The following is an 11,967-nucleotide window of genomic DNA, read 5'->3' as shown; positions in this document are numbered from 1 at the left end:
GCTTCTTTCTCGGAACGGGCACAGGTGTGGCCCGGGTGAAGGGGAGTGATAGGTGGTCACGTGGTGGATCAGGTGGTAACCGAGAGTAAACATAAAGGTATTTTCAAAACTTGTAAATGGGTTGACAAGATGTGTCAATAAAGTGTGGACTATCAGTTTCGGGATGAACCCAAGAGGAGGCGCCCCACCGCATCCCGCGTGGTCAAGTAAAGTGGTCACGTGACTTACGAGATCGAGATTGGCCGTGGCAAGCGTGGGCGTCGTGCCTACTCCCTGGATGACATTGCGATTATCCCCAACCGTCGTACCCGCGACCCCAAGGACGTTTCCGTTTCCTGGCAGATCGATGCCTACAAGTTCGACATGCCCGTGATTGCCGCTCCGATGGATTCGGCCATGTCCCCGGAGACGGCCATCGCCTTGGGCCGGTTGGGCGGGCTCGGAGTGCTGGACCTTGAGGGACTCTGGACCCGCTACGAGGACCCGCAGCCCATCCTTGACGAGATCGGTGCCCTCCAGGATGAGGTCAACAGCCCCGCCGTGACCGGCCGTATGCAGGAGCTGTACCGCGCTCCCATCCAGCCGGAACTGATCACGTCCCGCCTGGCGGAGATCCGCGCCGCCGGCGTGACGGTGGCCGGCTCGCTGACCCCGCAGCGCACCCAGGAACACTACAAGACCGTGGTGGCTGCCGGCGTCGACATCTTTGTGATCCGCGGGACCACCGTGTCAGCCGAGCACGTCTCGAAAGACCACGAACCCCTGAACCTCAAGCAGTTCATCTACGAACTGGACGTCCCCGTGATTGTGGGCGGCGCGGCCGGCTACACGCCCGCCCTGCACCTGATGCGCACCGGAGCCGCCGGCGTTCTGGTCGGCTTCGGCGGCGGTGCCACCGCCACCACGCGGCGCGCCCTGGGCATCCACTCGCCCATGGCGTCCGCCATCTCCGACGTCGCGGCCGCCCGCCGTGACTACATGGATGAATCCGGCGGACGGTACGTCCATGTAATTGCCGACGGCGGCATGGGCACCTCGGGTGACATCGTCAAGGCAATTGCCATGGGCGCCGACGCCGTGATGCTGGGCAGCGCCCTCGCCCGGGCCGAAGAAGCACCCGGCAAGGGCTGGCACTGGGGCCAGGAGGCCCACCACCTGGAGCTTCCCCGCGGTGACCGCGCCAACGTCGGCACCGTCGGACCGCTCGAGGAGGTGCTTTTCGGGCCCGGCCACCACACCAACGGCACGTCCAACCTGATTGGCGCACTCCGCCGTTCGATGGCGACCACCGGCTATTCGGACCTGAAGGAATTCCAGCGCGTCGACGTCGTGGTTTCTCCGTACACGGGTAACTGACAGCCTCTTACTGACGAGCGGCCGACGCCGCTGACGTCATCCGGAGCGCCTCCCTCGCTGAACCTGCCCTGCCCAACCGTGCGGCAAGGAAGTAGTGTGGTTTTACTACCGGCAGCAGCGGCAAGGGAGGCGTTCAGTGAACACTGTTCCAAACGAAGGCGGGGTCCTTGGTCCCGCGGCCAGGGAAGCATCGATCGCCAGGCTCAGGGCCACCTCGGAACCCGGCAACGAACTGGACATCCTGATCGTCGGGGGCGGCATCGTAGGCGCCGGTGTGGCGCTGGATGCCGTGACCCGCGGCCTCAGCGTGGGGATCGTGGAGGCCAGCGACTGGGCGGCCGGCACGTCGTCACGCTCATCCAAGCTGATCCACGGCGGCCTGCGCTACCTGGAGATGCTGGATTTCGGGCTGGTTAAGGAAGCGCTGCACGAACGTGGCCTGATTCTTTCGGTCCTGGCCCCGCACCTGGCCCGGCCTGTGCCGTTCCTGTATCCGCTGACCAAACCGTTCTTCGAACGGCCCTATGTGGGCGCCGGGATCGCCCTGTATGACGCCATGTCCATTACCGGCGGGCACAGCCGTGGCGTGCCGTTCCACAAACACCTCACCAGGAGGGGCACCCTCAGGGCCGCCCCCAGCCTGAAAAAAGACGCCTTTGTGGGCTCCATCCGCTACTACGACGGCCAGGTGGATGACGCCAAGTACGTGGCAAACCTCGTCCGGACGGCGGTGCACTACGGCGCCCATGCGGTGAACCAGATGGCGGTGGTGGATTTCCTGCGTGAAGGCGAACGCGTGGTGGGGGCCAAAGTGGTCAACCACGAAGACGGTTCGCAATTCAACATCAAAGCCAAACAGGTCATCAACGCCACCGGCGTGTGGACCGATGAAACCCAGGCCATGGTCACCGACCGCGGGCAGCTGAAGGTCCGGGCGTCCAAGGGCATCCACCTCGTAGTGCCCCGCGACCGGTTCCAGTCCACGGTTGGGCTGATCCTGCGCACGGAAAAGTCCGTGCTGTTCGTCATTCCGTGGGGCCGGCACTGGATCATCGGCACCACAGACACCGACTGGAACCTCGACAAGGCCCACCCGGCGGCCTCCAGCAAGGACATCGACTACATCCTCGAGCACGTCAATCGGGTCCTGAAACGCCCGCTGACCAGGGAGGATGTTGAAGGCGTCTACGCCGGACTGCGCCCGCTCCTGGCAGGGGAGAACGATTCCACGGCGAAACTGTCACGTGAACACATCGTGGCCCACCCGGTACCGGGCCTGGTGGTGGTGGCAGGCGGCAAATGGACCACCTACCGGGTCATGGCCAAGGACGCCGTGGACGAGGCCACCCGCACCATGGATGAGCGGGTCCCGGCGAGCTGCACCGAAACCATCCCGCTGCTGGGCGCCAGCGGCTTCAAGGCGGCCTGGAACCGCCGGAGCCGGACCGCTGAAGAGTCCGGCGTGCACGTGGCCCGGGTAGAGCACCTGCTCAACCGTTACGGGTCCATGACTCCGGAGGTGCTGGACATCATCGCCCGGAATCCTGAATTGGCGGAACCGTTGCCCGGTGCTGACGACTACCTGCAGGCGGAAGCCGTCTACGCCGCAACCCACGAGGGCGCCCGGCATGTCCATGACGTTTTGACCCGGCGGACGCGCATCTCCATCGAGGCCTGGGACCGTGGCGTGTCGGCGGTGCCGGTTGTCGCTAAACTTATGGGCGAAGTCCTTGGCTGGAGCGATGTACAGCGCGAAAGCGAAATAAAGCACTACATAGCACGCGTTGAAGCTGAACGGCTGAGCCAGCAGCAGCCGGATGACGAATCCGCCGACGCCGCACGGCTGGGCGTGGAGGACATCGTCCCTTTGCGCTGAGGCGGCACCGCACACCAGCAATTCTCCTGACTGAAGGGACACGCCTTGGCGGAACCACTTGACCGGTACGATGCCGATCTCACCACCTCCGAATTGGTGATTCTGGAGTTGGAGGCAACGGACAAGTCGGACGCCGCGGCGCAACTCGCAGAACGCCTCTTCGCCTCCGGGCGGGTCACGGACCTGCCGCGGTTCCTGGAACACGTCAATGCCCGCGAACACCAGCTCGCCACCGGCCTGCCCGGCGGGATCGGTCTCCCGCACGCCCGCAGCGAATTCGTTTCGCGGACGTCCATCGCCGTGGGAATCACCAAGTACGGCCACTCGCTGGACTTCGGTGCCGCCGACGGTCCGGCCACCGTCATCCTGCTGATCGCCACCCCTGCAAGCTCGTTTTCCGATCACCTGGAAGTCCTGGCCACCCTGGCCCGGTCCCTGTCCAAGGAGTCCTTCCGGGAGTCGCTGCGGCGGGCCTACGATGCCGAAGTCATCGCCGAGCTCATCAACTCCAGCCTGGTGTTCTTCGACCATTGATTGGGGCAGGCCCTTTCGTATCGACTCCGTCGCCACGTAGGGACCCTGCTGCCCCACTCCAAGGCCGGGACGTACCCGGTCGTTTAGTTGTTCTACAGAGGAACGAAGTACGGTTAACACGTGTGGAAAACAGCCCTTAAGCCCCGATGGATCGCAGGCCTGGTCTTCGCGATCGTAGTCTCCGGGGTGTTTGTCCTGCTCAGCCAGTGGCAGTTCGGTCGGTCCACGAAGCCCGAGGTAGCGGTGAATCCCGCCACCGAAGAGGTCAGGGTCCTGACGGAAACGCTCGAGCCCGGAGCCTACTTTCCCGGATCAGTGTCAGACCAGATGGTCTCCGCTGACGGAACCTACGACCCCGCCAAACAGGTCCTGGTGCCAGGCCGCCTGAAGAATGGCGAGAACGGCTACTGGGTGGTTTCCGCCTTCGCCGTGAACGGAGCGCCCGCGCTCACCGGCGTCGCTGCTTCACCCGAGACCTGGATTCCAGTAGCCCGCGGCTGGGTGGCGGATCCCGACGACGCCGGCGCACCGCCGTCGGGCGTGGTGAATCTGACCGGACGGCTGCTGCCGTCAGAATCGCCGATGCCTTCCACCGCACCGGAACCCGGACGCGCCTCCGCCGTGTCTGTTGCCGAACTCATCAACTACTGGGACGTCAGCATGTACCCGGGATTCGTGGCCGCAGCTTCCGAACTGGCGGCCGGGTCCGACCTGTCCGCCGCGGCGGTTGACGGTGCCCTGAAACCCCTGGAAATCGGCCCCCAGCCGCCCGCGCAGCAGGTCAACTGGCTCAATCTCTTCTACTCGCTCGAATGGGTGGTGTTCGCCGGGTTCGCCCTGTTTATCTGGTGGCGCCTGGTCAAGGACGACTACCGGCGGGACCTCGAAGAGGAACACGACGACGACCAGGATGCTCCGCCCGCACTGCCCACCCCAGCAACTTCTGAACAGCTCCAACAAAAGGTAAAGCCATGATCGAACCGAAACCGGCCGTCCAGCAGGATTCTGCGCAGGGCAAGGGCAAGGGCAAGAAGCGCCGCTTCGGCGGTACCGAGCGGCAGATCCGTTCCGCTCTGAAGTTCTACAAGGTGCTGGCGTACCTCACAGGCGCCATGCTGCTGCTGCTCTGCGCCGAACTCATCGCACGTTACGCCTTTGGCCAGTACCTGTTTGCCGGTGGCACCAACGCCGTCACGGGCCAGCCTTTCGGCCTGGGATTCGCCGACGCCGAGCCCCAGGGCGTGGTGGGCGGCGCGAACATCTCCGTCGCCGTGCTGATCGTCCACGGCTGGATGTACGTGGTGTACCTGATCTCCAACTTCCGCCTCTGGACGCTGATGCGGTGGCCGTTCATGAAGCTCATCCTCCTGGCCCTGGGCGGCGTGGTGCCGTTCCTGTCCTTCGTGGTGGAGAAGAAGTTGCACGCCGAGGTGGAAGCCGAACTGGCCGCGAACCCGCAGGCCGCACAGCGGTACTGAACGCTGCAGCGGTGGGGGAGTCCCGCCGTCGGACGTTCACTGCGTCACACCCACGGTCCTGAATGTGCGGCGGGGCAACCGCGCAAAGTAGGCTAGTACGGTGACTACTCCCACTGCATCCCAGACTTCCCAGAAACCGGTGCTGGTTGTTGACTACGGTGCCCAGTACGCGCAGCTGATTGCCCGCCGCGTCCGGGAAGCGAATGTGTATTCGGAAGTGGTTCCGCATACCTTCACCACCGAGCAGCTCCTGGCCAAGGACCCCGCCGCCATCATCCTTTCCGGTGGCCCCTCCAGCGTTTACGCGGACGGGGCGCCCGCCGTCGGCGCCGACCTCTTTGAGGCCGGAATCCCGGTCTTCGGCATCTGCTACGGCTTCCAGGCCATGGCCAACGCCCTGGGCGGAAAGGTCGACAAGACCGGCCTGCGCGAGTACGGCTCCACCCAGACCACCATCCTCGGTGAGGGCCGCTCGGTCCTAGAGGGGATGCCGCAGCACCAGAACACCTGGATGAGCCACGGCGACTCCGTGCACGAGGCGCCCGAAGGCTTCGAAGTTCTGGCGACGACGGCTGGCGCTGAAGTGGCGGCCTTCGCCAACGAAGAGAAGGCCCTCTACGGCGTGCAGTGGCACCCCGAGGTCAAGCACTCGGCCTATGGCCAGCAGGTGCTGGAAAACTTCCTGTTCAAGGGCGCAAAGCTGGAGCCCAACTGGACCACGGGGAACATCCTCGAGGAGCAGGTGGACCGGATCCGTAAGCAGATCGGCGACGCCCGGGTTATCTGCGGGCTCTCCGGTGGCGTTGACTCGGCCGTTGCAGCGGCGCTGGTCCAGCGGGCCGTCGGCGACCAGCTGACCTGTGTGTTCGTTGACCACGGCCTGCTGCGCGAAGGCGAAGCCGAGCAGGTGGAACGCGACTTCGTTGCTGCCACCGGCGTCAAGCTTTATGTAGCCAACGAGCAGGAGCGCTTCCTGTCGGCCCTGGCCGGCGTCAGCGATCCGGAAACCAAGCGCAAGATCATCGGCCGCGAGTTCATCCGCGCGTTTGAAGAGGCTGAGCTGGCCATCATCGCCGAGGCCGCGGCCCATGGCGAGAAGATCAAATTCCTTGTCCAGGGCACGCTGTACCCGGACGTCGTCGAATCCGGCGGCGGCGAAGGTGCTGCGAACATCAAGAGCCACCACAATGTCGGTGGCCTTCCCGAGGACCTGCAGTTCGAACTGGTGGAACCGCTCCGGGCACTGTTCAAGGACGAGGTCCGCGCCGTGGGCGCCCAGCTGGGCCTGCCGCAGGAAATCGTCGGACGCCAGCCGTTCCCCGGCCCCGGACTGGGAATCCGCATCGTCGGCGACATCACCCAGGAGCGTCTGGACCTGCTCCGCAAGGCGGACGCCATCGCGCGTGCCGAGCTGACCGCGGCCGGGCTGGACAACGAGGTGTGGCAGATGCCTGTGGTCCTGCTGGCCGACGTCCGCAGTGTGGGTGTTATGGGTGACGGCCGCACCTACGGCCACCCGATTGTGCTCCGCCCCGTTTCGTCCGAGGACGCCATGACGGCGGACTGGTCCCGACTGCCGTACGATCTCCTGGCCCGGATTTCGAACCGGATCACCAACGAGGTGGAAGGTGTCAACCGGGTGGTGCTGGACGTGACCAGCAAGCCGCCGGGAACCATCGAGTGGGAATAACAGTGTGAGTGGCCGGTCTCCGTCAGCGGAGGCCGGCCATTGCTGTCATCCGTTGAAATCCGCCGCAATTTGGCCTGATCCAGTGTTGCGGTCTCTCATCCCGGCTCCTTTGCGGCTACGCTCGAAAGTATGCCGGTATGGTCCAGGGCGTCACGTGCAAACGCAGAAAAGAAGGCAGTAGTGTCAGTTGGTCAAGGCCACGCGGAGGGTTCTGAAGAGCTCGGAAAATGGCTGTCCGGGCTTAAACCCGTCACCGGGGCAGACACCATGCTGCGTTTCACCAAGACCCCCGAAGGTTCCATTGACCTGACCCATGCGCACCCGTCCGGTCTTGCCCAGCTCATGGCCGGCCGCCGCACACGGTTGTCCACACTCATCCGTGACCACCAGCAGTACGTGGTCGCGGCCCGGGCATCGCGGAACATCCGCTCGAAAATCTTCGAACTCGGAAATGACCGTGGCATAGATGCCGGTTACCTTTCAGCAGGCACCGTTGTGTGGACCTCCGCTGTTGGCGGCAAACCCCAGCGGGTCTCGGCGCCGGTGATGCTCACGGCAATCTCACTCACGGTCCGCCCGGGTGAGGACGACTACGAACTGCAGCTCACCGAGCAGGCCAACATCAACCCGGCCCTGGTCCGGCACCTGAAGACCATCCATGGCATTGTTTTTGACGTCAACGCCGTGACACGCCTCGCGTACAGCACCGCACGCTTCGATCCCCAGCCTGTCCTGGATAAGCTCGCAACCCTCATCCGGCCCATCCATGGCGCCGAAGCCCAGCACAATCTGCTGGTGTCTACTTTTGCGGACCTCTCCGGCAACCTGGACGATCCCTGGATCAATGAGGGCAACCCGCTGGTCGCCGCCCTGGCCAAGGCGGCCAGCGGTGAAGTCATTGATGTACCCGCGCCGGACCCCTCCCGCTTCCCGAGCGTGGACGCGCGCCACCCGGACGACGAACTCCTCCTCCTCGACGCCGATCCGGACCAGCAGTACGTCATTGATGCCGCCCGCGCAGGAGACTCGCTGGTGGTCAGCAGCCCGCCGGGCACGGGACAGACCCAGACGGCCATCAACACCATCGGTGCACTGGTGGACGCTGGGCGGTCAGTCCTGGTGGTGGGTGACCGCCGGGCCAGCCTGAATGAAGTATCGGCACAACTGGAATCGCTTGGACTTGAATCCATCCTGTTCCAGCTGTCCGGCACAGCCACACCACAGCAGCTCAAGGCCCAGCTGGTGCGGGCCATCGTACGGAACGAAAAGTCACTCGAACCGCAGCTGGGGAACCTCCACCGGACCCTCACCGAGCACCGGCACGCCCTGATGGACCACGTGGCGTCCTTGCATAACGTGCGCCAGCGCTGGGGCTGCTCGCCGTATCAGGCCATGCAGTCACTGGCCGAGCTGACCTCCATCCACCCCGCCCCCGCCACCACCGTACGGCTCAAGCGCAGTGTGCTGGACAGCATCCGCGACCGCAACGAGCTCGCCGGCAGGCTTCGCCGCGCTGCGGAGCTTGGCAGCTTCAGCCGCGCCTCCACTACCAGCCCGTGGCACGGCGCCCGGCTGCTCACCCGCAAGGAGACCGAGGAGGCCCAGGAACTCGCCCGGTCAGTGGCCAAGAACCTGCCTGTCCTGCGCGACCGGATGAACAGCGTGGCCGAACATGCCGAAATCCGGCTTGGCACGTCCTTCTCGGAGTGGGGGGAGCAGCTCGAGCTCCTCATGGCTGTCCGCGAAAGCCTGGACAAGTTCACACCGGACATCTTCGACAGGCCGGTCAACGATCTCATCTCCGCTACGGCGTCCTCCGCCTGGCGCCGGGAGCGGAATGTCGACATGGCCTCCATGCAGCGTTCCCGCCTGCGCCGCGTCGCCAAGGAGTACGTCCGTCCGGGCGTCCACATCACCGATCTCCACAGCTCGCTGGTGCTGGTGCAGGACCAGCGTGCCCTCTGGTCCGGCTACGCCACCTCGCAGCGCCACCCGGCCGTCCCCTCGGGCCTTGCCGAAATGAACGTGATGTACCGGTCCCTGGACCGGGAGCTGACCCAGCTGGGGGAAGCCCTCCGGCACACGCAGGCCGGCGGCTCGCTGGCAACGGCCCGCTATGAGGAACTCATGGAGCGGCTGGAGCGGCTCGTGGCCGACACCCACACGCTGAAAACGCTGCCCGAGCGTACGTTGCTCGTCGAAAACATGCGCGAGCACGGCCTGGGGGAGCTCCTGGCCGATCTTGCGGAGCGGGAGGTTCCCGCAGAGTCCGTCGCAGCCGAGCTTGAGCTGGCCTGGTGGCAGTCCGCTCTGGAAGCCATGATCAGCGGCGACGATTACCTGGCCATGTCTGACGGGGACGCACTCCGGCAGCTGGAGGCCGAATACCGGCTCGCGGACAACGCCCATATTGCCAGCGGCGCGGCGCGCCTGCGCTGGGACCTGTCCGAACGGTGGCGGGCCGCGCTTGCGGAACACCCGCGCCAGGCCCAGCTGCTCAGGAGCCTGCTCAAGGACGGCCGGGTTACCCTCGCCGCGCTGACGGCCCAGGCCGCCGAGCTGGTCCCCATGCTGGTGCCGGTCTGGTCGGTCAGCCCCTACCTCATGACCGGGCTCCTGCCGGCCGAACAGCGCTTCGACGCCGTGGTCATCCTGGACGCCGAAGCGACGTCACTTCAGGCCGTCCTGCCCGCCATCGCCCGCGCCAGGCAGGTCATAGCTTTCGGTGATGCCAAGATTGCCAGCCCCCGGACTTTCACTGTGGGTGTCGAGCGGCTGGCGGCCGGTGAAGCCGCCCACCAGCGCGTCGAAAGCGCGTATTCGGCGCTGTCTGCGATCCTGCCTGTCTGGCGGTTGAATTTTGTGTACCGCGCGGTTGACGAGGACCTGGTCCTGCAGCTGAGCAAGAACTCTTACGAAGGCTCCCTCCGCAGGCTCCCGGAGGGACAGTCGGCCACGGGGCTGGACAGGGCGCTCCTGGTTGAGTACCTTCCCGACGGCACCGGACTGCCCAGTGCCGACCACGAAGGAGTCGAATCCGTGGTGGCCGAGGTCAACCGGGTGGTGCAGCTGGTCTTTGAGCACGCCCGGACACGGCCGCGCACATCGCTGGCAGTGGTCACCGCCAGCCTTCGCCATGCTGCCCGGATCGGTGAGTCCATTCGTCTTCAGCTCCCGAACCACCCGGGCCTGGCCAGCTTCTTCAGCGCAGGGTCCGAGTCGTTCCGGGTGGTTGACCTTGAGCGGGCGCAGGGCCTGGTCCGTGACCATGTGATCTTCTCACCCGGTTTCGGCCGCACTCCGCACGGCCGGGCGCTGCACAACTTCGGACCCCTGTCCGCTGAGGGCGGGCGGGAAAAATTCGCTTTGGCCATGACACGTGCCCGCCGTTCGCTCCACGTCCTGACGTGTTTCCAGCCCGAAGACCTCGATCACACGCGGCTGTCCTACGGCGCGGTGGACTTCTACGAGCTCCTGAACCGTGAGATTGCGGGAAAGACTGATCTCGGAACTCCGGCCTCGCGTGCCGCCGCCAGTGAGCAGGCGCTTGGGGCCGATCCCCTCGTCGCCGATCTTGGTGACCGGCTGCGTGCCCGCGGCGCCCGCGTCTGGCACCAGTACGACGGCGTGATTGACGTGGTGGCCGCAGCAGACCCACTCAGCACCATGGGTCAGGACGACGCCGAGATTCCGCGGCCGGTGGCCATCGAATCGGACGGCACGGAGCAATACCGCACCATGAGTGTCCGTGAGCGGAGCCGGCTCCGTCCGCAGCTGCTGGAACGGATGGGCTGGCGGTACATGCCGCTGTGGACCATCGAAGTCTTCACGGACCCGTCCGCCTGCGCGGACCGGATCGCGGGTTACCTGGGCCTTGAGAATGTTCTGCCGCCCGGACGGGGCACGGCCTCGGGCGGATTCTTTGACGAGGACATGGACCCGCTGGCGCTTGCGAGCGAAGGAAACGACAGGAACGACGACCAGGCCGGACGCCTGGCCAGTGAGGAGGCGGTTGTTGTGACCCCACGGAACGCCGATCAGGCAGATACACACGGTAACGACCACGCGGACGACGCACGAAACGGGAACGCGGCTGTGCCGGAGCGCCAGCTGCCCGGGGCCGCGGGCATCCTGCCCAACAAGGCTGCGGAGGATGACCCGAAGCGCTGGGGCGATGGTCCCGACAACGATCACGACGCATGGCTGAAGGAAAACAAGCCGCCGCACTGGGGCTGACCTCCAGGCTGCAGCGGCGTCACCCGGCCCCGCCCTCGGGTCCCACCAGGACGAAAAACAGCTTGCCCTGTGTGGAGGCCCCCGCCAGCCGGGCAGCCTGCTCCGGGGCTGCTGCCACGACGATCAGCCCGTCGGTTTCGCCGGTGCCCAACCACTGACCCGTCTTGCCGCCCTGTCCTGACGTCCACAGGACGGGAACGGATGAAGCCAGCACCTCTGAGGGGGATTGCTGGTCGTAGCCGTTCGCCCCGGTCAGCACCACGTTGACCAGTTGCCCGGGCGATACCAGCTGGATGGAGGAAGGATCGGCCATCCTCAAGGGCACGGCTGCGGAGCCCGGCGGCGTTCCGGTCAGGAGGCCGGGTCCCAGCAGCAGGGAGTCCGTCATCAGTTGGCCCTTCCGCAACGGGGCTGCCAGTTGTTTGCCGGCGGCTTCACTGGTGTCGGACATGGATCCGGCGGTCAGCATCCCCGGCGGGATCTTCGTTGCCGTCAGGTCCGTGGCTGTCAAGGCCGTGCCTGCGGGGAGATCCCGCGCCGCCGCCAACACCGAGACCGTATCGGCGGGCGGGGGAGTGAGCTGATGGACCGTGATCCCGGCAGCAAGGCAGAGCAGGAGCGCTATCGCGAGGCGCCGGTTCCGGCCGAGCCAGGACAACAGCCTGTGGCCGCGCGCGCCCCTGGTGCTTGCTGACGGGAGCGGGCGGCGGACCGGGCGTCCCGGCGGGGCGGATCCGCGGCTGGAACGAAAGAGGGTAGCGGGCATGGGAACCACGCTACGTAGCGGCAACCAAACC

The 11,967-nt window shown here is 65.7% G+C and carries 8 protein-coding genes; 7 read left to right on the top strand and 1 reads right to left on the bottom strand.

The window, feature by feature from the left end; all coding sequences use genetic code 11:
* Positions 1 to 219 precede the first annotated feature (219 nt).
* The 7 genes from ACVWY0_RS02040 (at position 220) to ACVWY0_RS02010 (ending at position 11,170) form a co-directional block, all read left to right on the top strand.
* The gene (locus tag ACVWY0_RS02040) at positions 220 to 1,356 is read left to right on the top strand and encodes a GuaB3 family IMP dehydrogenase-related protein (protein WP_111908417.1); all 1,137 of its coding nucleotides are present in this window, start codon (positions 220 to 222) and stop codon (positions 1,354 to 1,356) included.
* 136 nt (positions 1,357 to 1,492) lie between these two features.
* The gene (locus ACVWY0_RS02035) at positions 1,493 to 3,232 is read left to right on the top strand and encodes a glycerol-3-phosphate dehydrogenase/oxidase (RefSeq protein ID WP_485835228.1); all 1,740 of its coding nucleotides are present in this window, start codon (positions 1,493 to 1,495) and stop codon (positions 3,230 to 3,232) included.
* A gap of 45 nt (positions 3,233 to 3,277) precedes the next feature.
* On the top strand, positions 3,278 to 3,766 hold the full coding sequence (locus ACVWY0_RS02030; protein WP_058931803.1) for a PTS sugar transporter subunit IIA: 489 nt from the start codon (positions 3,278 to 3,280) through the stop codon (positions 3,764 to 3,766).
* 120 nt (positions 3,767 to 3,886) lie between these two features.
* Positions 3,887 to 4,741, top strand: a complete 855-nt coding sequence (locus ACVWY0_RS02025; protein WP_485835227.1) for an SURF1 family protein — start codon at positions 3,887 to 3,889, stop codon at positions 4,739 to 4,741.
* The gene (locus ACVWY0_RS02020) at positions 4,738 to 5,244 is read left to right on the top strand and encodes a DUF3817 domain-containing protein (RefSeq protein WP_485835226.1); all 507 of its coding nucleotides are present in this window, start codon (positions 4,738 to 4,740) and stop codon (positions 5,242 to 5,244) included. The genes ACVWY0_RS02025 and ACVWY0_RS02020 overlap by 4 nt, the downstream gene beginning before the upstream one ends.
* A 100-nt stretch (positions 5,245 to 5,344) precedes the next feature.
* On the top strand, positions 5,345 to 6,934 hold the full coding sequence (guaA, locus tag ACVWY0_RS02015; protein WP_056344133.1) for a glutamine-hydrolyzing GMP synthase: 1,590 nt from the start codon (positions 5,345 to 5,347) through the stop codon (positions 6,932 to 6,934).
* A gap of 129 nt (positions 6,935 to 7,063) precedes the next feature.
* Positions 7,064 to 11,170 (top strand): AAA family ATPase, encoded by a 4,107-nt coding sequence (locus ACVWY0_RS02010; protein ID WP_485835225.1) that lies wholly within the window; start codon positions 7,064 to 7,066, stop codon positions 11,168 to 11,170.
* 19 nt (positions 11,171 to 11,189) lie between these two features.
* Here ACVWY0_RS02010 and cpaB read toward each other — a convergent pair whose 3' ends face one another.
* Positions 11,190 to 11,936 (bottom strand): Flp pilus assembly protein CpaB, encoded by a 747-nt coding sequence (gene cpaB, locus ACVWY0_RS02005; RefSeq protein ID WP_485835224.1) that lies wholly within the window; start codon positions 11,934 to 11,936, stop codon positions 11,190 to 11,192.
* Between the last annotated feature and the right edge of the window lie 31 nt (positions 11,937 to 11,967).

The sequence above is a fragment of the Arthrobacter sp. UYNi723 genome, assembly GCF_054057635.1.
This window is presented reverse-complemented; position numbering and strand designations above follow the sequence as displayed.

Bases quoted from the DNA above. Each gene is read 5' to 3' on its own strand.
- ACVWY0_RS02020 (WP_485835226.1), top strand. From the start codon at position 4,738: ATGATCGAACCGAAACCGGCCGTCCAGCAGGATTCTGCGCAGGGCAAG.
- ACVWY0_RS02010 (WP_485835225.1), top strand. From the start codon at position 7,064: ATGCCGGTATGGTCCAGGGCGTCACGTGCAAACGCAGAAAAGAAGGCA.
- cpaB (WP_485835224.1), bottom strand. From the start codon at position 11,936: ATGCCCGCTACCCTCTTTCGTTCCAGCCGCGGATCCGCCCCGCCGGGA.